22 protein-coding genes are annotated in these 21,491 nt (G+C 72.3%); 14 read left to right on the forward strand and 8 right to left on the reverse strand.

Annotated elements, in window-relative coordinates:
* Window positions 1-113: 113 nt before the first annotated feature.
* From ACFWBF_RS13960 to ACFWBF_RS13970, 3 genes are all read left to right on the forward strand, one after another.
* On the forward strand, window positions 114-317 hold the full coding sequence (locus ACFWBF_RS13960; protein ID WP_385600136.1) for a hypothetical protein: 204 nt from the start codon (window positions 114-116) through the stop codon (window positions 315-317).
* Window positions 318-347: 30 nt separating this feature from the next.
* On the forward strand, window positions 348-1,265 hold the full coding sequence (locus ACFWBF_RS13965) for an alpha/beta fold hydrolase (protein WP_385600139.1): 918 nt from the start codon (window positions 348-350) through the stop codon (window positions 1,263-1,265).
* Window positions 1,266-1,573: 308 nt separating this feature from the next.
* Window positions 1,574-1,939 carry a hypothetical protein gene (locus ACFWBF_RS13970; protein ID WP_385600142.1) on the forward strand — a complete coding sequence of 122 codons (366 nt, stop codon included), beginning with the start codon at window positions 1,574-1,576 and terminating at the stop codon, window positions 1,937-1,939.
* Here the strand turns inward: ACFWBF_RS13970 and ACFWBF_RS13975 are convergent.
* Both ACFWBF_RS13975 and ACFWBF_RS13980 read right to left on the reverse strand, forming a co-directional pair.
* Window positions 1,923-2,606 (reverse strand): TetR/AcrR family transcriptional regulator, encoded by a 684-nt coding sequence (locus ACFWBF_RS13975; RefSeq protein WP_385600144.1) that lies wholly within the window; start codon window positions 2,604-2,606, stop codon window positions 1,923-1,925. The two genes, ACFWBF_RS13970 and ACFWBF_RS13975, sit on opposite strands and share 17 nt — an antisense overlap.
* A gap of 28 nt (window positions 2,607-2,634) precedes the next feature.
* The gene (locus ACFWBF_RS13980; protein ID WP_385600147.1) at window positions 2,635-3,399 is read right to left on the reverse strand and encodes a TioE family transcriptional regulator; all 765 of its coding nucleotides are present in this window, start codon (window positions 3,397-3,399) and stop codon (window positions 2,635-2,637) included.
* 68 nt (window positions 3,400-3,467) lie between these two features.
* On the opposite strand from ACFWBF_RS13980, the gene ACFWBF_RS13985 reads away from it, so the two are divergent.
* Together ACFWBF_RS13985 and ACFWBF_RS13990 are read left to right on the forward strand one after the other, a co-directional pair.
* Complete coding sequence (locus tag ACFWBF_RS13985; protein WP_385600150.1) at window positions 3,468-4,673, forward strand: erythromycin esterase family protein; 1,206 nt, start codon at window positions 3,468-3,470, stop codon at window positions 4,671-4,673.
* A gap of 57 nt (window positions 4,674-4,730) precedes the next feature.
* Window positions 4,731-4,982 (forward strand): WhiB family transcriptional regulator, encoded by a 252-nt coding sequence (locus tag ACFWBF_RS13990; protein WP_385600153.1) that lies wholly within the window; start codon window positions 4,731-4,733, stop codon window positions 4,980-4,982.
* 135 nt (window positions 4,983-5,117) lie between these two features.
* On the opposite strand, the gene ACFWBF_RS13995 is transcribed toward ACFWBF_RS13990, so the two are convergent.
* The 3 genes from ACFWBF_RS13995 to ACFWBF_RS14005 form a co-directional block, all read right to left on the reverse strand.
* On the reverse strand, window positions 5,118-6,089 hold the full coding sequence (locus ACFWBF_RS13995) for an acyl-ACP desaturase (RefSeq protein ID WP_385600156.1): 972 nt from the start codon (window positions 6,087-6,089) through the stop codon (window positions 5,118-5,120).
* A 296-nt stretch (window positions 6,090-6,385) separates the two neighbouring features.
* Window positions 6,386-8,026, reverse strand: coding sequence for an ABC-F family ATP-binding cassette domain-containing protein (locus ACFWBF_RS14000; RefSeq protein ID WP_385600158.1), 1,641 nt, complete (start codon window positions 8,024-8,026; stop codon window positions 6,386-6,388).
* 210 nt (window positions 8,027-8,236) lie between these two features.
* Window positions 8,237-8,653, reverse strand: a complete 417-nt coding sequence (locus ACFWBF_RS14005; RefSeq protein ID WP_385600161.1) for an SsgA family sporulation/cell division regulator — start codon at window positions 8,651-8,653, stop codon at window positions 8,237-8,239.
* Window positions 8,654-9,064: 411 nt separating this feature from the next.
* Here ACFWBF_RS14005 and ACFWBF_RS14010 point away from each other — a divergent pair, with 411 nt between their 5' ends.
* Window positions 9,065-10,126, forward strand: a complete 1,062-nt coding sequence (locus ACFWBF_RS14010; protein ID WP_385600164.1) for a WD40/YVTN/BNR-like repeat-containing protein — start codon at window positions 9,065-9,067, stop codon at window positions 10,124-10,126.
* Here the strand turns inward: ACFWBF_RS14010 and ACFWBF_RS14015 are convergent, their stop codons facing one another.
* Both ACFWBF_RS14015 and ACFWBF_RS14020 read right to left on the reverse strand, forming a co-directional pair.
* The gene (locus tag ACFWBF_RS14015) at window positions 10,127-10,600 is read right to left on the reverse strand and encodes a GNAT family N-acetyltransferase (protein WP_385600167.1); all 474 of its coding nucleotides are present in this window, start codon (window positions 10,598-10,600) and stop codon (window positions 10,127-10,129) included.
* Between the two features lie 76 nt (window positions 10,601-10,676).
* Window positions 10,677-10,976, reverse strand: a complete 300-nt coding sequence (locus ACFWBF_RS14020) for a YciI family protein (RefSeq protein ID WP_385600212.1) — start codon at window positions 10,974-10,976, stop codon at window positions 10,677-10,679.
* Window positions 10,977-11,001: 25 nt separating this feature from the next.
* Here ACFWBF_RS14020 and ACFWBF_RS14025 point away from each other — a divergent pair, with 25 nt between their 5' ends.
* Window positions 11,002-11,679: an endonuclease V gene (locus tag ACFWBF_RS14025; protein ID WP_385600170.1), complete on the forward strand. Its 678-nt coding sequence runs from the start codon at window positions 11,002-11,004 to the stop codon at window positions 11,677-11,679.
* A 45-nt stretch (window positions 11,680-11,724) separates the two neighbouring features.
* On the opposite strand, the gene ACFWBF_RS14030 is transcribed toward ACFWBF_RS14025, so the two are convergent.
* Entirely contained in the window at window positions 11,725-12,924 is a 1,200-nt protein-coding gene (locus ACFWBF_RS14030; RefSeq protein ID WP_385600173.1) for a saccharopine dehydrogenase family protein, read from the reverse strand.
* Between the two features lie 82 nt (window positions 12,925-13,006).
* Here ACFWBF_RS14030 and ACFWBF_RS14035 point away from each other — a divergent pair, with 82 nt between their 5' ends.
* From ACFWBF_RS14035 to ACFWBF_RS14065, 7 genes are all read left to right on the forward strand, one after another.
* Complete coding sequence (locus tag ACFWBF_RS14035; RefSeq protein WP_385600176.1) at window positions 13,007-13,411, forward strand: MmcQ/YjbR family DNA-binding protein; 405 nt, start codon at window positions 13,007-13,009, stop codon at window positions 13,409-13,411.
* Between the two features lie 115 nt (window positions 13,412-13,526).
* Window positions 13,527-14,684 (forward strand): CaiB/BaiF CoA transferase family protein, encoded by a 1,158-nt coding sequence (locus tag ACFWBF_RS14040; RefSeq protein ID WP_385600179.1) that lies wholly within the window; start codon window positions 13,527-13,529, stop codon window positions 14,682-14,684.
* On the forward strand, window positions 14,684-15,709 hold the full coding sequence (locus ACFWBF_RS14045; protein WP_385600182.1) for an LLM class F420-dependent oxidoreductase: 1,026 nt from the start codon (window positions 14,684-14,686) through the stop codon (window positions 15,707-15,709). The genes ACFWBF_RS14040 and ACFWBF_RS14045 overlap by 1 nt, the downstream gene beginning before the upstream one ends.
* Before the next feature lie 11 nt (window positions 15,710-15,720).
* Window positions 15,721-16,863: an acyl-CoA dehydrogenase family protein gene (locus tag ACFWBF_RS14050; protein ID WP_385600186.1), complete on the forward strand. Its 1,143-nt coding sequence runs from the start codon at window positions 15,721-15,723 to the stop codon at window positions 16,861-16,863.
* 29 nt (window positions 16,864-16,892) lie between these two features.
* Window positions 16,893-18,107 (forward strand): acetyl-CoA C-acetyltransferase, encoded by a 1,215-nt coding sequence (locus tag ACFWBF_RS14055; RefSeq protein WP_385600189.1) that lies wholly within the window; start codon window positions 16,893-16,895, stop codon window positions 18,105-18,107.
* Between the two features lie 130 nt (window positions 18,108-18,237).
* Entirely contained in the window at window positions 18,238-20,409 is a 2,172-nt protein-coding gene (locus tag ACFWBF_RS14060; RefSeq protein WP_385600192.1) for a 3-hydroxyacyl-CoA dehydrogenase NAD-binding domain-containing protein, read from the forward strand.
* A gap of 220 nt (window positions 20,410-20,629) precedes the next feature.
* Window positions 20,630-21,403, forward strand: a complete 774-nt coding sequence (locus tag ACFWBF_RS14065) for a hypothetical protein (RefSeq protein WP_385600195.1) — start codon at window positions 20,630-20,632, stop codon at window positions 21,401-21,403.
* Window positions 21,404-21,491 lie beyond the last annotated feature (88 nt).

The raw sequence follows: 21,491 nt of genomic DNA on the forward strand, positions 1-21,491 counted from the left end.
CTCGTGTGTTCGCTGTGTTCGCCGGTGTTCATCTTCGTCCGGGCCGCACCCTGGCGCACACCGCTTCCGCGACATTCGGCACGTCAACGTCCCGCCGTCCAAGGGAGCTTGCCGTGTCAGGTATCGCCGTCGTTCTGCTTCTCCTCACCGCCGCGCTGGTGTTCGTCTTCGCGCTGTTGGCCGCCGCGGCCGCGGGCAAGCTGGCCCGCCTGGACGGTGCCGGCTACCCCGCGGCCCTCACGCGGGCCGCCGCCGCGTTCGCTTCCGTACTCACCCTCGCCGCCGTCCTGATCGGGGCACTCGCCCAGCACCTCTAACAACACGAACGATCGTGCTAATATCTCTCCATGGCTTCCATCCTGAGTACGACCCTGAATGTCACGGCCCGGGTTGCTCCGGGACTGGCCGGGCGGGCGGCGTTCGCGCTGTTCGTCAAGCCCCTCGGCCGGCCGCGGGTGCGGCCGGGGGAGGCGGGGACGATGGCCGAGGCCGTGGTCGGCCGGGTGGTGGTCGACGGGATGTCCGTCACCACCTACCGCTGGGGGGACGGTGAGCGGCCCGTGCTCGTGGTGCACGGCTGGTCCTCGCGGGTCTCGCGCTTCGCCGGTTTCGTCGAGGGCCTGCGCGCACAGGGACGCAGCGTCGTGGCGTTCGACGCGCCCGGTCACGGCGAGTCCGGGGGGCGGGCCACCACCATTCGGCTGCAGCGCGAGATCATCCGCCGACTGCATCAGCGGTACGGGGACTTCTCGGGCGTCGTGGCCCACTCCTTCGGGGTGCTCTCCACCTTCTTCGCGCTGCGGGACGGCAGCGACGGCGTCGGCGGCGGCAGGAGCGGCAATAGCGGCATCGGCGGCGTTCGGGCCGATCGGATCGTCGGCATCGGGGGCATCGCCGACTTCGACTACCTCGCGGCGCAGTTCCGCGGGAACCTGGGGCTGACCGAAGCCGTCGAGCGCGCTCTGCGCGGCCATGTCCAAGAGCGGCTCTTCCCCGATGAGCCCGGCATCTGGCCGCGCTTCGACGTCTGTCGCGACCCCGGGGAGATAGCCGCGGACATCCTGCTCGTGCACGACCTCGACGACGACGTCGCGCCCCCCGCCCAGTCCCGCTCCATCGCGCGGGCCTACGGAGCGCGGGCCCGGCTGATCGAGACCCGCGGGCTCGGGCACCGCCGGATCCTCGCCGACCCCGGGGTCATCGAGGCCGCCGTGGACTTCCTCGCGGAACACGCTTCCGCGCGCAGCGAGGAGAACGCCCGATGACCGCCGTCCGCCCCGACGGATCCTCGGGCTCGCCTGCGCCGTGACCTTCCTCGCCTTCCTCGACTCCACCACGGTCAACGTCGCCTTCCCGACCTGCGGATCGGCATCCCCGAGGTGCCGCCGGCCCGCCTGACCTGGGTGGTCAGCGGCTACGTCGTACTGTTCGCCGCGCTCCTCGCCGCGGCCGGGCGCCCTGCGGACACCCTGGGTCGGCGCACCTCTTCCTGGGCTCGGCCCTCGCGTTCACCCTCACCTCGCTCGCCGCCGGCGCCGCTCCCACCGCCGAACTGCCCGTCCTGGCCCGGGCCTTGCAAGGGGCGGCCGCCGCCCGAACGATCCCGCGGGACGCGCGCGTACGGTACGCCGACTCCCCGTCGCGCCGGCACCCCGCCCCGGCCGTCGACCGGGACCTGGGGCGCGACCCGGTGTTCGCCCGCGCCAACGTCGGCGCGCTGCTCTTCGGAGCGGCGATGTACGCGTGGCTGCTGACCGACCCCTCGTACCTGATCGACCGCTGGCACTACTCGGTCCTGCAGGCCGGCTTCGGAGTCCCGGCGCCGTACTCGCCATGGCCGGCGCCCGGCATCGCGGCCACGGCGGCCCTGTTCACCGGGGCCGCCGCGGCCGCCGGCTGCTCGATGCGCGTGAAAGGCAGAACTACGCAGGGGAGTTGACGGGGAAGGGCGGCCGCTCGGGGAGTTCCTCCGGGGCGGCCGCCGCCGCACGGAGCCGGCCGAGGATGCCTCGGCCGGCCCGCTCGTAGGCCATGGGGTCCTCGTGCAGGACGGAGTGCGCGTTGGCCAGCTCCATCAGCGCGATGATCTCGAAGGCCAGCTGGGCCACGTCCAGATCCGCGTCCACATCCGCGTCTTGGGCCCCGCCGCGGAAGCCGCCCGCCAGCCGGGCCTCGTCCAGCACCCGCTCCACGTAGCGCGTCCAGTCGGCGCGCGCCGTGGCGACCTCGTCGTGGACCGGTCCGGTGCGCGAGTCGAACTCCGCGGAGACCGAGTAGAAGAAGCAGCCGCCGGGGAAGACCCGCCGCCCGGAGTAGTCGAGCCAGCGCTCGCACAGGTGCCACACCTTGGCGATGCCTGCGGGTTCCTCCCGTACGGGCCGGACGACCTGGTCGACGAACACCTCGCGCGCGGCGCGCACGGTGGCGAGCTGCAGGTCCTCCTTGGAGCCGAAGAGAGCGAAGACACCACTCTTGCTCAGGCCCAGGTCCGTGGCGATCTTCCCGAGGGACAGGCCCTCCAGGCCGTCCACCGAGGCGATGCCCATCGTCCGTTCGAGAACCGTCCGCCGCGTCTGGTTGCCGCGCTCCACCCGTCCGTCTGCCATGCGCCCATCTTACCGAACGCACGGTCGTTCACTCTGTGAGGCGGCCCGGTCCTGGGGCTGGTCCGCGCTCGCGGAGGTACGCCTCCAGCTCGGCGGCGCCGGCCAGCATCGCCCGCCCGCGGGCGGACAGACGGTCCTGCCAGTCGCTCAGTGCGGCCTGCAGCGGCTCCAGCCCGCCGGCCGCCCGAACCTGGGCGATCAGCGGGGCGATCTGCTCCAGCAGGTAGCCGCCCCGCCTGAGCTGGTGGGCCAGCCGGGCGTCCCGTACGTCGGCCTCGTCGTAGACGCGGTACCCGGTCAGCGGGTCTCGGCGCGGACTCACCAGCCCCGCGTGCTCCCATTTGCGCAGCGTCGCGGGCCGGATCCCGAGCTCCCCTGCCAGCGGCCCGATGAACGTGCCGTCCCGCCCGGACACCCCCGCGTCGGGTTCACCGGCCGTGGTGGGCGCCAGAGCGCCCAGGGCGCTCTCCACGGCCCGTAGCGTCCGCCGGTCGTCGCGCAGCTGGGCGTGGCTCTCGTCGATGAGCCGGAACGCCTCCTCGACCGCGTCCCGGTTCACGGCCCGCATGATCGACGCCGCCGTCTGGTGGGTGTGGCCGGGCACCAGGGCGAGGAACGCGCCCAGGGCGCGCGCGTGCAGCGGGGTGTAGGTGCGGTAGCCGTGGGGTGTGCGATCGGCGGCCGGAAGGATGCCGGCCTCCTCGTAGTTCCTGATGGCTTGCGTGGACAGACCGTGCCCGCGCGCCAGGTCGATCGGCCTGAGCTGCCTGGCGGTTTGAAGGTTTTGGGCCACCTGGTACCACGCCCCCGAGGATATTGCGTAAAAGTTTCAACCGAAGGTTCAACGATACCGTTGAAGGCATGGCTACTGACATCGAGGACACCGCTCATCCCGTCGAGGCCGCCGCCGTCATGCAGCTGCTGTCGGCCCGGCCGCGGCTGCTCGCCCTGGGCGAGCCGACCCATGGCGAGGACGCTCTGCTCGACGTGCGCAACGAGCTCTTCCGGCAGCTCGTCGAGCAGGAGGGCTACCGGACGATCGCGATCGAGAGCGACTGCCTGACGGGCCTGGTCGTGGACGATTACGTCGTCTCGGGCACGGGCACCCTCGACGAGGTCATGGACCGCGGATTCAGCCACGGCTTCGGCGAGTCCGCGGCCAACCGCGCACTCGTGCGCTGGATGCGGGCGTACAACGACGGCCGGCCCGCGTCCGAGCGGCTGCGCTTCGCCGGATTCGACGGCCCGCTGGAGATCACCGGCGCCGCGAGCCCCCGGCAGGCCCTCACCGCACTCCACGGCTGCCTCGCGGCCCTGGTGGACGCGGGCCTGCTTCCCTGCACCGCGGAAATGCTCGACCGCCTGCTCGGCGCCGACGACCGGTGGACCGACCCCGCCGCGATGACGGACCCCGCCCGGTCCGTGGGCCAGTCGGCAGAGGCCAGGGAGCTGCGACTGCTCGCCGATGATCTGGTGGCACTGCTCGACGCGCAGACGCCGCACCTGATCGCGGCGACCTCCCGGGAGGACTGGAACCGGGCGCGCCTGTACGGGCGCACCGCCACCGGCCTGCTGCGCTACCACTTCTGGATGGCCGACACCTCACCGAGCCGCCTGACACGGCTGGTGGGCCTGCGGGACCGGATGATGGCCGACAACCTCCTCGCCGTGGCCGAACGGGGCCCGGCACTGGTCCACGCCCACAACGGCCATCTCCAGCGCGAGAAGAGCACGATGCGGATGGGCGGCCTGCCGCTGGAGTGGTGGAGCGCCGGCGCGCTCGTGAGCGCCCACCTGGGCAAGGAGTACGCCTTCCTGGCCACGGCCCTCGGCACGATGCGGCACCGGGGAGTGGACACCCCGTCGCCGGACACCGTCGAAGGGCTCCTGTACGCGCTCCCGGGGGACCGCCACGTCATCGAGGCCGCCCGCCTGGCGGCCGGCCTCGGCGACGCGCTGCCCGCCCCCCGCGTGTCCCCGTGGTTCGGCTACGCCCCGCTCGACCCGGCCCACCTGGCGGCCGCCGACGGGATCGTGTTCGTCAAGGACGTGCCGCAGAGCCGGTGAACGGTTGTTGATCAGGCGTTGATCGGACGTCCATCTCCTGCGGCGAGGCTCTCCCGCATGTCGATGAACACCACCACCGCCACCGTCACCAGTGCCCCCGCATGGTACGAGCTCGCCCTGTGCGCCCAGACGGGGCCGGGCTTCTTCTTCCCCGAGCCCGGCTCGTCGCTGCGCGACGCGAAGCGGCTGTGCGGGGCGTGCGAGGGTCGGGCGGCGTGCCTGGAGTACGCCCTGGACAACGACGAGCGCTTCGGTGTCTGGGGCGGCCTCTCCGAAACCGAGCGCCTCGCCCTGCGTCCGCGCGGCTGACCGGACGGCGCGGCAAAGCCGAAGCCCTGACAGAGCGGGGCTCTGCCAGGGCTTCTTCGGCCGGTCTTGCGATCAGGCCGTGTGATCAGTGCTGCGATCGGGCCTTGCGGCGCGGCTTCGCGTCAGGTTTTGCGATCAGGCCTTGCGGGCCGCGATGCGCGCCGCGCGGGCGGCCAGGCGCTCGTCGAACTTGCGGGCCTCGCTGTCCAGGCCGTCCATGAAGAGCCCGAGCTCCTCCTGGGCCTTCTGGCCCTCCGGGCCGAGCCCCTCGATGTCCATGATCTTCAGGAAGCGGATCACCGGGCTCAGCACGTCGTCGTGGTGGATCCGCAGGTTGTACACCCCGCCGATCGCCATCTGGGCGGCCATCCGCTCGAAGCCGGGCATGCCGTGTCCGGGCATCCGGAAGTTGACGACGACGTCCCGAACGGCCTGCATCGTCAGGTCCGGGGCGAGCTCGAAGGCCGCGCCCAGCAGGTTGCGGTAGAAGACCATGTGCAGGTTCTCGTCCTGCGCGATGCGGGCGAGCATCCGGTCGCAGACCGGGTCACCGGACTGGTGGCCGGTGTTGCGGTGCGAGATGCGGGTCGCGAGCTCCTGGAAGGCGACGTACGCCACCGAGTGCAGCATCGAGTGGCGGTTGTCGGACTCGAAGCCCTCCGACATGTGCTGCATCCGGAACGCCTCGAGCTTGTCCGGGTCCACGGCGCGCGAGGCCAGCAGGTAATCGCGCATCACGATGCCGTGGCGGCCCTCCTCGGCGGTCCAGCGGTGCACCCAGGTGCCCCAGGCGCCGTTGCGGCCGAAGAGGGAGGCGATCTCGTGGTGGTAGCTGGGGAGGTTGTCCTCGGTCAGCAGGTTCACGACCAGCGCGATCTTGCCGATGTCGGTGACCTTGGACTGCTCCGGGTCCCAGGCCTCGCCGTCCTCGAAGAAGCCGGGGAAGTTCCGGCCGTCGCTCCACGGGACGTACTCGTGGGGCATCCAGTCCTTGGTGACCTTCAGATGGCGGTTGAGCTCCTTCTCAACCACCTCTTCCAGCGCGTACAGCAGCTTGGCGTCGGTCCACGCCTCCGAGCTGCCGAGGTGGGGAGAGGTGATCGTCACGGGTACTCCTGGGTGCAAAGCGAATTACCTACGGTTCCGTAGCCTACGGAGTCGTAGGTTAAGCCTGACATCAAGGCCAGCCAAGCCCCAGCCATGGGTATGCCCGGTTACATCCGGTTATCTATGCAGTTTGGGAGCGGTCTAGGTGGGGCAGCGAGGAGTCGAAGTCACGCGAGTAGGTGGTCTCCGCTCCCGCCTTGACGGCCGAGATCGAGGCGGGAGCGGCGGAGGGTGACGGTCGCGGGCTCAGCCCCGCCCTCCGGGCGGCACCGGGTCCTGCGCCCTGCTTCCCCCGCCTATCCGTGCCACAGGGACGCCCTGACCTCCTCGGCCGTCGTCGGGCGCAGCTCGCCGTCGAGCAGCAGCCACCGCGTGATGCCGATCGACTCCAGGAACGGCACGTCGTGGCTGGCCACCACGAGCGCCCCCTCGTGCGAATCCAGCGCGTCGGTCAGCTGCCGCACGCTCGCCAGGTCGAGGTTGTTCGTCGGCTCGTCCAGCATGAGCAGCTGCGGCGCCGGCTCCGCCAGCAGCAGCGCCGCCAGCGTCGCCCGGAACCGTTCGCCGCCCGACAGCGTGCCGGCCGGCCGGTCCGCACGCGCCCCCCGGAACAGGAAGTGCGCGAGGCGCGCCCGGATCAGGTTGTTCGTGGCGTGCGGGGCGAACCGCGCCACGTTCTCCACGACCGAGCGGCCGTCGTCCAGTACGTCCAGCCGCTGCGGCAGGAACCGCGTCGGCACGTGCGTCACCGCCTCCCCGGACTCCGCCGCGAGCTGACCCGCGATCGTCCGCAGCAGGGTGGTCTTGCCCGAGCCGTTGCGGCCCACCAGTGCGATCCGCTCCGGACCGCGCAGCTCCCACTCGCCGGCCACCGTGGCCCCGTGGGCCAGGCGCAGACCGGACAGGGTCAGCACGCGCCGCCCCGGCGGTACCTGGGTGGCGGGCAGTTCGATGCGGATCTCGTCGTCGTCCCGGACCGCCTCCACCGCCTGGTCCAGCCGCTCCTTCGCCCGCGCCAGCTTCTCGGTGTGCATGATGCGGTGTTTGCCGGCCGACTCCTGAGCCGCGCGTTTGCGGGCGCCCATGACGATCTTCGGCTCGCGCTTGGTGTCGTTCATCTTCTGGCCGTACCGCTTGCGCCGGGCCAATTTGAGGTGGGCATCGGCCAGTTCGCGTTTCTGCCGCTGTACGTCGGCCTCCGCGACCCGGACCATCCGCTCCGCCGAGTCCTGCTCGGCGGCGATCATCTCCTCGTAGTCCGTGAAGTTGCCGCCGTACCAGCGGACTTCGCCGTCGCGCAGGTCGGCGATCTGGTCGACCCGCTCCAGCAGCTCCCGGTCGTGGCTGACCAGGACCATCACCCCGGACCAGGACTCGACCGCCGCGTACAGCCGGCGCCGGGCGCGCAGGTCGAGGTTGTTGGTCGGCTCGTCCAGCAGCAGGATGTCCGGGCGGGCCAGCAACAGGGAAGCCAGCCGCAGCAGTACGCATTCGCCGCCGGACAGTTCCCCGACGGTGCGGTCCAGGCCGATCCGGGCGAGCCCGAGCTGGTCGAGCGTGGCCAGGGCCCGCTCCTCCACGTCCCAGTCGTCGCCCACCGCGGCGAAGTTGGCCTCGGTGGCCTCGCCCGCTTCGATGGCGTGCAGGGCGGCGCGGGTGGTGTGGATGCCGAGCGTCTGGTCCACGCGCAGCGCGGTGTCGAGCGTGACGGTCTGCGGGAGGTACCCGATCGTCCCGGCGGTGGACAACTGCCCGTCGGACGGGGTCAGTTCACCGGCGAGCAGTTTCAGCAGGGTGGATTTCCCGCTGCCGTTGAGCCCGATCAGGCCGGTGCGGCCGGGGCCGACAGCGAGCTGGAAGCCGTCGAAGACGGGGGTTCCGTCAGGCCAGTCGAAGGACAGGGCGGAGCAGGTGAGATAAGTCGGAGCGTGGCTCATGGAGGCCTCCAGGTTGCGTGAGTGGTGCGTGCAACGCGGGGAGACAGCCGACGGTCAGCCGATGACGAGGGTCAGGTGATGACGGTGGTCGGTGTCTCGGACCTCAGACGAGCAATGTCCTGCTCCGTTTCGACGGCGATGGGGCACCTACGAAATTACGGGCGGCCGAAGCCGCCCGCAAACGATTTAAGGACCGGACCGGGAAGTGCCTCAGCAGGAATCGCGCATGAGCTCGGTCAGGCTGTGGTCCACATCGAGGAAGAGGTGCTCCAGGCCGGGCGGTACGACCGTCGCGGCCCGTTCGAGGAACCGGTGCAGCTCGGCCGTCAGCATCAGCACGATCGCGACTCCCTCGGGTGCGTGGAACTCGACCGTGGTCCGGTCTGCGTCGTACGGGCGCACGCGCACATCGCCGTAACCGGCCGGGCGGTCCAGTCCCGCCTCCAGGAGCTCCCGCGCGAAGGTCCACGAGACCTCGACGCCCTCCAGCGTGGCGGGGGCGGGGAAGGCCATGCGGACGGCGAAGGGATCCGATCGGTCGTAGCAGAGCGTGACGGGTACGGTGTCGACCTTCGGCGCGGTGGCGACCAGTCGGGCCTGCACGGCCTGCTCGATGACAGTGATCAAGGCTCGCTCCCTTGCTGCGGATCCGCTGCCGGGCTCTGGGGTGGAGCCCGACAACCGGATAGACGCCGGAAACGGCACATCCGTGCAGGCGAAGTTGCGTGAGCTGTGTCACCGAATGGCCAGAACCCAACCGTGTGATCGCACAGCGTGACGGGCGGAGCGATGCGCGGCGCGGAGCGTGGTCTCCGCGGCGGGCTCGGCGCTGATCCCAGTACGGCTGGTTACCGCTCACTCCACAGGCGCAAAGGACCGCCCTGGTCTCCCCGTGCGCTACGCCGTCCGGGGTGGTCACGCTCGGTTCCCCGCCGCCCCGCGTCGGCCGGCGGGCGACCGTACGACGGTGGGACGCGCCCTGGACGGGGATTTGCGGGTGCGTTAGCTTCCGGCGCCATGAGACTTCTGGGAGTTGGCATGTGCACGGCCGCCCTGCTGATGGGGGTCATGGCCGCCCCGGCTCAGGCGGCGGCGGGGGAGACGGACGCCGGCTTGCGCGGCGCGAACTGGGCCCTGAAGGAGACCGGCAAGGACTCCCGCTTCCGGGGCCTTTCGGCGGTGAGCCGGTCCACGGCCTGGGTGGCCGGATCCAAGGGGACGGTGCTGCGCACGGTGGACGGCGGCCGCAGCTGGCGGGACGTCTCCCCGCCGGGCGCCGTCGCGGAGAGCCTGGAGCTGCGCGACATCGAGGCCTTCGACTCGCGCCGCGCGGTGGCCCTGTCCATCGGCGAGGGGGAGGCCTCCCGGGTGCTGCGGACCGAGGACGGCGGCGCGACCTGGACCGAGGCCTTCCGCAATCCCGACCCGCGGGCCTTCTACGACTGCCTGACCTTCTTCGACTCCCGGCACGGGCTGGCGATGAGCGACCCGGTGGACGGCGGGTTCCGCCTCCTCGCCACGGCCGACGGAGGGCGAAGCTGGCAGCCGCTGCCGAGTGCCGGGATGCCGCCGGCGCTGCCGGGCGAGGCCGGTTTCGCGGCCAGCGGGCAGTGCCTGGTCTCCGCGGGCTCCCACGACGTCTGGCTCGCCACCGGCGGCGGGGCCGCCGGACGGGTCCTGCACTCCGCCGACCGTGGCCTGACCTGGCGGGTGGCCGACTCCACAGTCCCGGCGGGCGATCCGGCGCGCGGGGTCTTCGGCCTCGCCTTCCGGGACCGTACGAGGGGCCTCGCGGTCGGGGGCGACTACCGCACCGGCCAGCCGTCACCGCGGGCCGCGGCGCTCTCCGCGGACGCGGGCCGCACCTGGCTGCAGGCGGCGACGCCCCCGCCGGCGTACCGCTCGGGGGTCGCCTGGCATCCGTTCGGCCGCGCGACGGCGCTGGCGGTGGGCCCGACCGGCACGGACGTCACCGTGGACGGGGGCCGCACCTGGCGGGCGCTGGACGCGGGCTCGTACGACACGGTCACCTGCGCGCCCGACGGGGGCTGCTGGGCGGCGGGTGAGAAGGGCCGCGTGGCCCGGCTGGAGCGGCGCTGATCATTCCGGGGTGATCAGGTCCATGCCGGGGTACTGGCCGGTGACGAAGCCGGCCGCCCGGTACACGGGTTCGCCGCCGGCGCTGGCGTGCAGCTGGACATGGTGGATGCCGGCGCCGTTCAGCCACCCGACGAGCCCGTCGACGATCCGCCGGGCGTGGCCCCGGCCGCGGGCCCCCTCGTCGGTGACGATGCCGTCGAGGTACCCGCGGCGTCCGTCGGGCCGCCGCGGGCCGGGCAGGTGGTACGTCACCCAGGCCATGCCGGAGGCGGTCAGGCGTTCGCCGGGAGCTCCGCCGGTCACCAGGCAGTGCACGTCGGGGCGTTCCACGAGCCGCTCGCGGAACCAGTCGCGGGCGGCGCCGCGCCAGGCGGCGTCGGCGGGGCCCGGGTCGACCCCCAGCGCGGCGAGGGCGACGGCGCGCAGGCGCACGAGCTCGGGTATGTCGGCGGGGACGGCGGGTCGGGGGTCCACGGCGCTCCAGTGACTCGCAGGAGAGAGGGCGGAAACCGGGGCGAGGGCGGCCGGCCGGCCAGCGCCCCGCCCAGCACTAGGCCGCCGGGTTCTCCCGTACCGCCGCGAGGTCCGCCGAGGTCTTCGTGGCGATGAACTCCGTGATGCGGTAGGCGCACACGCCCGCCAGCGTGAAGGGGTCCCCGGCCGCGATCTTCTCGATCTCCTGCCGGGAGACGCCGCCGGCCAGGATGACGCCGCCGTCGCGCGGGACCTTGCGGCCGGAGGCGAGGAAGACGCCGGACGCGTAGTAGCCGTCCAGCCAGGCGATGTGCGCGTCCATCTCTTCCTCGACGGCTTCGACGGGCGCGGTGTAGGTGAGCTCCATGACGAACATGATCGCCAGGCTACTCTCGCTCCACATGACGAGTGTGAAGACCCCCGCCGACGAGGCCGAGGCCCGGGCGATACAAGACGAACTGCGCAATCTGGTCGTGCTGGACGAGGCGGGCCCCCCGCCGGGACGCGGGCTGGTCGCCGGTGTCGACGTCGCCTACGACGACGAGCGCGACCTGGTCGCGGCCGCGGCCGTCGTCCTCGACGCCGCCACCCTCCGGGTCGTCGAGGAGGCCACCGCCGTCGGGCACGTCAGCTTCCCCTACGTGCCCGGGCTGCTCGCCTTCCGGGAGCTGCCGACCGTACTGGCCGCGCTCGACGCCCTGACCGTCACCCCCGGGCTGGTCGTCTGCGACGGCTACGGCCTGGCCCACCCGCGCGCCTTCGGCCTTGCCTGCCACCTCGGGGTGGTCACCGGACTGCCGAGCATCGGCGTCGCGAAGAACCCGTTCACCTTCACGTACGAGGAACCGGGCGCCCGGCGCGGTGACGCGGCCCCGCTGCTCGCGGCCGACGGCGCGGTGGTCGGGCGGGCGCTGCGGACGCAGGACGGCATCAAGCCGGTGTACGTCTCCGTCGGCCACCGGGTCTCGCTGGACACCGCCTGCGCGCACGCGCTGGAGTTGAGCCCCCGCTTCCGGATTCCCGAGACCACCCGGCACGCCGACTCCCTGTGCCGGCGGGCCCTGCGCGAGGCGTCCTGACCCCCGCCACGTGAGGCGGCCGAGCCCCCTCGCGCCCGGCCCCGATCAGCGGGCGTCGGCCACCCGGAAGCGGATTCCCGCCTTCTGGAGCCGGTCCAGCAGCGCGTCGCCCATCGCCACCGCCGGGGTGAGCTGACCGGCGGCCCCGGGCAGGGCGTCGTAGGCCAGGCAGAGCGCCGACTCGGCCAGCATCTTCGCCGTCTCCCCGTAGCCCGGGTCGCCGCCGGACACCTCCGTGAACACCCGGCGCCCGCCGCCCTCGCCCACGAACCGCACCGTGAACCAGCTGCGCGCCCGGCGCTGCGCGTCCGGCCCCTGCCCCGGCTCCCAGCGGCTCGCCAGCCACCGCCGTACGGGCGGGATCTGCGCCAGCGCCACCGTCGCGCCCACCGCCGCCGCGCCGCCCACCGCGACGGGCAGGTGCCGTACGGAGGCGTACTGCCGGTAGCGGAAGTCCGGCCCGTACCGCTCCAGCGCGGCCGCCGACCGGGCCACCACCTGGGGGTCCAGCGTCGGCAGCGGCAGCGCCCAGGTTCCGGTCTCCCGGCTGAACCGCGGCGCGCCGAGCGGCCCCCGGACCCGCCGCTCCGGCAGCCGGGGCTCGTGCAGCCGGCGCGCCCGGGCCGCGGCCAGGTGCTGGCGCCCGCGGCCCAGGGCGGTGAGCGCGGTGGTGAGGGTGCCGCCCGAGACGAGGGCGTTGGAGCGCATGAAGCCGTCCACGCGCAGCGGCACCCCGGCGGGCAGCTGCTGCACCGTGAAGTACGCCCCGAGGTCGGCCGGGATCGAGTCGAAACCGCACGCGTGCACGATCCGGGCGCCGGTTTCGCGGGCCCGCGCGTCGTGTTCGACGTACATCCGGTCCACGAACTCCGGCTCCCCGGTGAGGTCGAGGTAGTCGGTGCCCGCCTCGGCGCAGGCGGCGACCAGCTCCGCCCCGTACCAGATGTACGGTCCGACCGTGCTGGCCAGCACCCGGGTGGACGCGGCCAGTTCGGCCACCGCCGCCGCGTCCCGGGCGTCGGCCCGCAGCAGGGGCAGCTGCGCGCAGGACGGGTCGATGGCGGCCAGCCGCTCGCGCAGCCGCTCCAATTTCGCGGTGTCGCGGCCCGCGAGGGCCCACCGGCAGCCCGCGGGGGCGTGCGCGGCGAGGTACTCGGCGGTGAGCGCCCCCACGAATCCGGTCGCGCCGAAGAGCACGACGTCGTAGGCCCGTTCCCGATCGCCGTGCCGAACCTGTGCGTTCATGCCCGCTCCTCCCAGCTGGTGTCGGGGGCTGAGGCTAGCGTGAGTCCCGACTGTCCGTGCGACCAGGTGTGACCTGCGGTAAATGGAGGCGTCGATGAAGGCTGCGGTGCGCAGGTGGGAGGCGGTGCGGGAGTTCGCCCTCAAGCTCCCGGAGGCCGTGGAGGATCACCCGTGGGGGCCCGAGGACTGCGTGGTGAAGGTCAACAAGAAGATCTTCGTCTTCCTGGGGAACGCCGACGGCCCCCGGTCGCCCGGTCTCTCCGTGAAGCTCAAGGACGAGGCGCTGCACGGCCACGCGATGACCGCGCCCGGCGCGGAGCCCACCGGGTACGGCCTGGGCCGCTCGGGCTGGGTGTCCGTACCGCTGGGGGAGAAGGGGGCGCCTTCGCTCCAGGTCCTGTGCGAGTGGGTGGAGGAGAGCTACCGGACGGTCGCGCTCAAGCGCCACGTCAAGGAGCTCGACGCGCGGATCGGGCCAACCGGCTGAGCGCTTGCTCGCCAGGGGGCTTGTGCTGAGTGGAACACGTTCCTAGCATCACTGGTGTTACATCAGTTGTGTCACACAGTCGTACGCCAGGGAACGCAGAGAAGCCGGGGGCTCGATGGCAGTGACAGGCAACAACGGGCAGCGCGCCGCACGCGGAGGCGGCCCGCTCGCCGGAGTGCGCGTCGTCGAGCTGGCGGGCATCGGGCCGGGCCCCTTCGCCGCCATGCTCCTGGCCGACCTGGGGGCGGACGTCGTTCGGGTGGACCGCCCGGGCGGCGGCGGACTCGCGGTCGATCCGGACTTCGACATCACCAACCGCAACAAGCGCTCGGTCCTGGTCGACCTGAAGTCCGCCGAGGGTCCCGCCCGGGTCCTGGAACTGGTCGAGCGCGCCGACGTGCTCATCGAGGGTTTCCGCCCCGGCGTCGCCGAGCGGCTCGGCGTCGGTCCGGCCGACTGCCACGCCCGCAACCCGCGGCTCGTGTACGGCCGGATGACCGGCTGGGGCCAAGGCGGCCCGCTCGCCCACACCGCCGGGCACGACATCGCGTACATCGCCGTCACCGGCGCCCTCGGGATGATCGGCAACGCGGGCGAACCCCCGGCCGTGCCCGCCAACCTCGTCGGGGACTACGCGGGCGGCTCGCTCTACCTGGTCATCGGCGTCCTCGCCGCCCTCCAGCACGCCCGCACCCCCGGCGGCACCGGCCAGGTCGTGGACGCCGCCATCGTCGACGGCACCGCCCACCTCACCGCCATGATCCACGGGATGATGGCGGCCGGCGGCTGGCAGGACCGGCGCGGGGCCAACCTCCTCGACGGCGGCTGCCCCTTCTACGGGACGTACGAGACCTCCGACGGCCAGTACATGGCGGTCGGGGCGCTGGAGCAGCAGTTCTACGACACCTTCGTGGACCTGCTCGGCATCAAGGACCAGGCCCCCGCCCGCAAGGACCTCGCCCGCTGGGACGAACTGCGCGAGGCGGTCGCCGCGCGCTTCAAGTCCCGTACGCGCGCGCAGTGGACTGCGGTCTTCGAGGGCACCGACGCCTGCGTGGCGCCCGTGCTCTCGCTGCGCGAAGCCCCGCACCACCCGCACCTGGCCGCCCGCGCCACCTTCACCGAGTTCGGGGGGATCACCCAGCCGGCGCCCGCGCCCCGGTTCTCCGCGACCCCGGCCGCCGTCACCAGCGGTCCCGCCCAGCCGGGGGCGGACACCGAAAGCGTGGCCCGCGACTGGGACGTGCCCGCCCTCGTGACGAAGGAGGGCTGATGGAACTGTCGATGATGCTCGACTACGCCGGGGATCCGCGCCGGGCCGCCGACGAGGCCGCCGCACTGGAGTCGGCCGGCCTGGACGCCGTATGGGTCGCCGAGGCCTGGGGCTTCGACTCCCCGACGATCATGGGCTACCTGGCGGCCCGCACCGAGCGGATGAAGATCGGCTCGGCCATCCTCAACGTCTACTCGCGCACCCCCGCCCTCATCGCCCAGACGGCGGCCGGGCTCGACGCGATGTCGGGCGGCCGGGCGCTGCTCGGCCTCGGCGCCTCCGGCCCGCAGGTCGTCGAGGGCTGGCACGGGATGGCGTACGACAAGCCGATCGGCCGCACCCGCGAGACGGTGGAGCTGTGCCGCCGGATCTGGCGCCGCGAGACCATCGACCACCACGGCATCACCGACATGCCGCTGCCGCCCGAGAAGGGCGGCCGGCACGGGAAGCCGCTGAAGATCCTCACCCGGCCGGTGCGCGCCGGCATCCCCGTCTACGTGGCCTCGCTCGGCCCGGCGAACGTCACGATGACGGCCGAGATCGCCGACGGCTGGCTGCCCACCCTCTTCCTCCCGGAGAAGGCCCGCGCGGTGTGGGGGAGCGCGCTGGCCGAGGGCGCCGCGCGCCGGGCCCCGGAGCTCGGCCCGCTGCAGACCGTCGCGGGCGGACTGCTCGCCATCGGCGAGGGCGCGGCGGCCGTACGGGACCTCGCGCGCCCGCAGATCGCCCTGTACGTCGGAGGCATGGGCGCTCCCGGCAAGAACTTCTACAACGACCTCGCCGTCGCCTACGGGTACGGCGAGGAGGCCCGGAAGATCCAGGAGCTCTACCTGTCCGGCCGCAAGCGCGACGCGGCGGCCGCGGTGCCGGACGAGTTCTGCGAACTGATGACCCTGTGCGGGCCCGAGGGCTACGTACGGGAGCGCGTCGAGGCCTTCCGCGAGGCTGGCGTCACCATGCTCAACGTCACGCCCGTCGGCGCCGAGCCGGCCCGGCTGGTCGAAACCGTCAAGAACTGGCTTTAGGGAGCCGACCGATGAAGCGCCAGATCTTCGACGCCGACCACGAGGCGTTCCGCGAGACGGTCCGCACCTTCCTCACCAAGGAGGTGCTGCCGCACTACGAGCAGTGGGAGAAGGACGGCATCGTCAGCCGGGACGCCTGGCGGGCGGCCGGCCGGCAGGGGCTGCTGGGCATGGCCGTCCCGCAGGAGTACGGGGGCGGCGGCAACACCGACTTCCGGTACGCGGCCGTGATCGCCGAGGAGTTCACCCGGGCCGGCGCCCCCGGGCTCGCGATCGGCCTGCACAACGACATCATCGGGCCGTACCTGAGCTCCCTGGCCACCGAGGAGCAGAAGCGCCGCTGGCTGCCCGGCTTCTGCTCCGGCGAGACGATCACCGCCATCGCGATGACCGAGCCGGGAGCCGGCTCCGACCTCCAGGGGATCCGCACCAGCGCCGAGGACCGCGGCGACCACTGGGTGCTCAACGGCTCCAAGACCTTCATCTCCAACGGCATCCTGGCCGACCTGGTCATCGTGGTGGCCAAGACCACCCCGGAGGGCGGGGCGCACGGCCTGTCGCTGCTGGTCGTCGAGCGCGGCGCGGAGGGCTTCGAGCGGGGCCGCAACCTCGACAAGATCGGCCAGAAGGCCCAGGACACCGCCGAGTTGTTCTTCCACGACGTCCGCGTCCCCAAGGAGAACCTGCTCGGCGAGCTGAACGGCGCCTTCGTCCACCTGATGACCAATCTCGCGCAGGAGCGGATGGGCATCGCGATGGCCGGCATCGCCGCCGCCGAGTACCTGCTGGAGATCACCACGCAGTACGTCAAGGAGCGCGAGGCCTTCGGCCGGCCGCTGTCCAAGCTCCAGCACATCCGCTTCGAGATCGCCGAGATGGCCACCGAGTGCGCGGTCACCCGCACCTTCCTCGACCGGTGCATCAGCGACCACTCGAGCGGTGAACTGGACCATGTGCACGCCTCGATGGCCAAGTGGTGGGCCACGGAGCTCCAGAAGCGGGTGGCCGACCGCTGCCTGCAACTCCACGGCGGATACGGATACATGACCGAATACCGGGTCGCGCGGGCCTTCACCGACGGCCGCATCCAGACCATCTACGGCGGCACGACCGAGATCATGAAAGAGATCATCGGCCGTTCCCTCCTAGGCTAGAGACCAGACCTCCCCGAAAGGCTTGACCAGTGAGCACCGAAGCTTACGTATACGACGCGATCCGCACCCCGCGCGGCCGCGGCAAGGCCAACGGCGCCCTGCACGGCACCAAGCCGATCGACCTGGTCGTCGGCCTCATCCACGCCTTGCGCGAGCGCAACCCCGGCCTGGACCCGGCCACCATCGACGACATCGTGCTCGGCGTCGTCGGCCCGGTCGGCGACCAGGGCTCCGACATCGCCCGGATCGCGGCCATCGCGGCCGGGCTGCCGGACACCGTGGCCGGCGTACAGGAGAACCGCTTCTGCGCATCCGGCCTCGAGGCCGTCAACCTGGCCGCCGCCAAGGTCCGCTCCGGCTGGGAGGACCTGGTCCTCGCAGGCGGCGTGGAGTCCATGAGCCGCGTACCGATGGCCTCGGACGGCGGCGCCTGGTTCGCCGACCCGATGACCAACTGGGACACCGGCTTCGTCCCGCAGGGCATCGGCGCCGACCTGATCGCCACCATCGAGGGATTCTCCCGGCGCGACGTCGACGAGTACGCCGCCCTCTCCCAGGAGCGCGCCGCCACCGCCGTCAAGGACGGCCGCTTCGCGGGCTCCGTGGTCCCGGTCACCGACCGCAACGGCCTGGTGGTCCTGGACCACGACGAGTTCATCCGCCCGGGCACCACGGCCGACACGCTGGCCAAGCTCAAGCCCTCCTTCGCCGACATCGGCGAGCTCGGTGGTTTCGACGCCGTCGCGCTGCAGAAGTACCACTGGGTCGAGAAGATCGACCACGTCCACCACGCGGGCAACTCCTCCGGCATCGTCGACGGCGCCTCGCTCGTGGCGATCGGCTCCCGCGAGGCCGGCGAACGCAACGGTCTGCGGCCCCGCGCCCGCATCGTCTCGGCCGCGGTCTCCGGCTCCGAGCCCACCATCATGCTCACCGGTCCCGCCCCGGCCACCCGCAAGGCGCTCGCCAAGGCCGGGCTGACCATCGACGACATCGACCTGGTCGAGATCAACGAGGCCTTCGCCGGCGTCGTGCTCCGCTTCGTCAAGGACATGGGCCTCTCCCTCGACAAGGTCAACGTCAACGGCGGCGCCATCGCGCTCGGCCACCCCCTCGGCGCCACCGGCGCGATGATCCTCGGCACCGTCATCGACGAACTGGAGCGCCAGGACAAGCGCTACGGCCTCGTCACCCTCTGCGTCGGCGGCGGCATGGGCGTCGCCACGATCGTCGAACGCCTGTAGCCGTGCGGCGCAGCGCAGGTCAGACCACCCCGTAGCGCCGGGAGCCGTTGCCCGCCCCACCGGCCGATCCCGCCGGGGCCCTGCCGCCCCGGCATCCGCCGAACCAGACTTCCACGGAGAGACCCACCCCATGACCGAGACCCGCACCATCCGCTGGGAACAGGACGAGACCGGTGTCGTCACCCTGGTCCTCGACGACCCCGACCAGTCCGCCAACACGATGAACCAGGCCTTCAAGGACTCCATCGCGGCGATCGCCGACCGCGCCGAGGCCGAGAAGGACTCCATCCGCGGCATCATCTACACCTCCGCCAAGAAGACCTTCTTCGCGGGCGGCGACCTCAAGGACATGATCCGGCTGCGCCCCGAGGACGCACAGCTCGCCTTCGACACCGGCACCGAGATCAAGCGCTCGCTGCGTCGTATCGAAACCCTCGGCAAGCCCGTCGTCGCCGCCATCAACGGCGCGGCCCTCGGCGGCGGTTACGAGATCTGCCTCGCCTCCCACCACCGCGTCGCCCTCGACGCGCCCGGCTCGAAGATCGGCCTGCCCGAGGTCACCCTCGGCCTGCTCCCCGCCGGCGGCGGTGTCACCCGTACCGTCCGCCTGATGGGCATCGCCGACGCGCTGCTCAAGGTGCTGCTCCAGGGCACCCAGTACAACCCCCAGCGCGCCCTGGACAACGGCCTGGTCCACGAACTGGCCGCCACCCCCGAGGAGATGCTCGCCAAGGCGCACGCCTTCATCGACGCGAATCCGGAGTCCAAGCAGCCCTGGGACGCCCCCGGCTACAAGATCCCGGGCGGTACGCCGTCCAACCCGCGCTTCGCCGCCAACCTCCCGGCCTTCCCGGCCAGCCTGAAGAAGCAGCTCAACGGAGCCCCGTACCCGGCCCCGCGCAACATCCTGGCCTGCGCCGTCGAAGGCTCCCAGGTGGACTTCGAGACCGCCCTGACCATCGAGGCCCGCTACTTCACCGAGCTGGTCACCGGGCAGACCGCCAAGAACATGATCCAGGCGTTCTTCTTCGACCTCCAGGCGGTCAACGCCGGCCGCAGCCGCCCGCAGGGCATCGCGCCGCGCAAGGTCACCAAGGTCGCCGTGCTCGGCGCGGGCATGATGGGCGCGGGCATCGCCTACTCCTGTGCCCGCGCGGGCATCGAGGTGGTCCTCAAGGACGTCACCCCCGAGGCCGCCGCCAAGGGCAAGGCGTACTCCGAGAAGCTGCTCGACAAGGCCTTCTCCCGGGGCCGCACCACCGAGGCCAAGCGGGCCGAGCTGCTGGCCCGGATCACCCCCACGGCTGAAGCCGCCGACCTGGCGGGCTGCGACGCCGTCATCGAGGCCGTCTTCGAGGACACCGCGCTCAAGCACAAGGTGTTCCAGGAGATCCAGGACGTCATCGACCCCGACGCGCTGCTCTGCTCCAACACCTCCACCCTGCCGATCTCCGGGCTCGCGGAGGGCGTGAAGCGGCCCGCCGACTTCATCGGCCTGCACTTCTTCTCGCCCGTCGACAAGATGCCGCTGGTGGAGATCATCAAGGGCGAGCGCACCGGCGACGAGGCCATCGCCCGCGCCTTCGACCTGGTCCGCCAGATCAACAAGACCCCGATCGTGGTCAACGACTCGCGCGGCTTCTTCACCTCGCGCGTCATCGGCCAGTTCATCAACGAGGGCGTGGCGATGGTCGGCGAGGGCATCGAGCCCGCCTCGATCGAGCAGGCCGCGGCCCAGGCCGGGTACCCCGCCAAGGTGCTCTCCCTGATGGACGAGCTGACCCTCACCCTGCCGCGCAAGATCCGCAACGAGACCCGCAAGGCCTTCGAGGCCGAGGGCCGGGCGTGGGCCGAGCACCCCGCCGACACCGTCATCGACCGCATGGTCGACGAGTTCGACCGCCCCGGCCGCAGCGGTGGCGGCGGCTTCTACGAGTACGACGAGGCGGGCAAGCGGTCCCGCATCTGGCCGGGCCTGCGCGAGCACTTCACCAAGCCGGGCGTGGAGATCCCCTTCGAGGACATGAAGGAGCGGATGCTCTTCTCCGAGGCGCTGGACACCGTCCGCTGCCTCGACGAGGGCGTGCTCACCTCGATCGCCGACGCCAACATCGGCTCCGTCATGGGCATCGGCTTCCCGGCCTGGACCGGTGGCGTGATCCAGTACGTCAACGGCTACGAGGGCGGCCTGGCGGGCTTCGTCGCCCGCGCCCGCGAGCTGGCCGAGAAGTACGGCGAGCGCTTCACCCCGCCGGCCTCCCTGGTGGCGAAGGCCGAGCGCGGCGAGACGTACGCCGACTAGTTCCGCGAACGGGGAGGGGCTGCCGTGCCGCGCGCCGGCGGCGGCAGCCCTTCCCCGTCGTCCCCCTCCAGCGGCCCCGAGGTTCGAACGGGCGTGCCGCGGCTGGCTATGCTGCTCCCCGAGCTGCGCCCAAGCCGCCGAGTCCGCGTGGTGCTCACGCGCGTGACGGCCCCCTCCGGTGACGACGCGACCGATGACAACCACGATGAAGGGGCGACGGATGCACAGGCCGGCCGCTGGACATGCCGTGACGACGACGGCCGCCGCGCTCGCCGCGCTGCTGCTGTCGGGATGCGGCTCGCCCGGCGAGGGCGACGGCGACGACCGGCAGCCGACCGCCGCCCCGGCCGACAAGGGCCCGGTCTGCGTCGGCGACGCGTCGAAGGACGGGGTGCGACTCCTGCGCGGGGGCGGCTTCCGGCTGCCGGGCGCGGGCGGGGCGCAGTACACCGCCGCGACCGCCGACGGCGCCACCCGCACCGCGGTCCTGCGCGACGGAGCCACGTACGAGGACGGCCAGCGGGAGCAGACCGTCACGGCAGGCCAGCAGGTCACGTTCGCGGGCCACGCCTACACCGTCGGCCAGATCTGCTCGTACCGCGTCGTCCTGGAACCGCGGGACGCGCAGGACCGTACCGCCCTCGCCGCGGCCCCCGCGTCGATGAAGTCGGCCGGCGGCCCCGCGGACAACGGGCTGTGCTTCACCGGCAACCCCGAGGTGCTGGCCGCCGCGTCGAAGGGATTCCCCGCCGAGGGCGCCACGCTGTCGATCCTCGCCAACGGCGGAGTGACCCGCTTCCCCACCGGCCTGTCCCTCACGGTCTCCGCCATCGACCCGAAGGCGGGAACGGCCCATTTCACGGGCGCCTGCGCGGCCGTCATGGTGGCCGACTACGAGGACGTCCGGATCGGGGACACCGTGGAGCTGGCGGGCGCCCACTTCCAGGTGGCGGAGCTGACGGAGCAGGCGGTACGCCTGCGGCGCACGGCGTAGGCCGGCCGGACGGGCCCACGGGCCCTCGCAGCACTAGGCCGTGTTTTAGAAGTCGCGGGCGGCCAGCCATTTGGTGAGGTCGCCCGCG

This window comes from Streptomyces sp. NPDC060028, assembly GCF_042736725.1.
Taxonomy (GTDB): domain Bacteria; phylum Actinomycetota; class Actinomycetes; order Streptomycetales; family Streptomycetaceae; genus Streptomyces.

Coding starts and splice junctions, on each gene's coding strand:
- ACFWBF_RS13965 (WP_385600139.1), top strand. CDS start 348: ATGGCTTCCATCCTGAGTACGACCCTGAATGTCACGGCCCGGGTTGCT.
- ACFWBF_RS13975 (WP_385600144.1), bottom strand. CDS start 2,606: ATGGCAGACGGACGGGTGGAGCGCGGCAACCAGACGCGGCGGACGGTT.
- ACFWBF_RS13985 (WP_385600150.1), top strand. CDS start 3,468: ATGGCTACTGACATCGAGGACACCGCTCATCCCGTCGAGGCCGCCGCC.
- ACFWBF_RS13990 (WP_385600153.1), top strand. CDS start 4,731: ATGTCGATGAACACCACCACCGCCACCGTCACCAGTGCCCCCGCATGG.
- ACFWBF_RS14000 (WP_385600158.1), bottom strand. CDS start 8,026: ATGAGCCACGCTCCGACTTATCTCACCTGCTCCGCCCTGTCCTTCGAC.
- ACFWBF_RS14010 (WP_385600164.1), top strand. CDS start 9,065: ATGTGCACGGCCGCCCTGCTGATGGGGGTCATGGCCGCCCCGGCTCAG.
- ACFWBF_RS14020 (WP_385600212.1), bottom strand. CDS start 10,976: ATGTTCGTCATGGAGCTCACCTACACCGCGCCCGTCGAAGCCGTCGAG.
- ACFWBF_RS14025 (WP_385600170.1), top strand. CDS start 11,002: ATGACGAGTGTGAAGACCCCCGCCGACGAGGCCGAGGCCCGGGCGATA.
- ACFWBF_RS14030 (WP_385600173.1), bottom strand. CDS start 12,924: ATGAACGCACAGGTTCGGCACGGCGATCGGGAACGGGCCTACGACGTC.
- ACFWBF_RS14035 (WP_385600176.1), top strand. CDS start 13,007: ATGGAGGCGTCGATGAAGGCTGCGGTGCGCAGGTGGGAGGCGGTGCGG.
- ACFWBF_RS14040 (WP_385600179.1), top strand. CDS start 13,527: ATGGCAGTGACAGGCAACAACGGGCAGCGCGCCGCACGCGGAGGCGGC.
- ACFWBF_RS14045 (WP_385600182.1), top strand. CDS start 14,684: ATGGAACTGTCGATGATGCTCGACTACGCCGGGGATCCGCGCCGGGCC.
- ACFWBF_RS14050 (WP_385600186.1), top strand. CDS start 15,721: ATGAAGCGCCAGATCTTCGACGCCGACCACGAGGCGTTCCGCGAGACG.
- ACFWBF_RS14060 (WP_385600192.1), top strand. CDS start 18,238: ATGACCGAGACCCGCACCATCCGCTGGGAACAGGACGAGACCGGTGTC.
- ACFWBF_RS14065 (WP_385600195.1), top strand. CDS start 20,630: ATGCACAGGCCGGCCGCTGGACATGCCGTGACGACGACGGCCGCCGCG.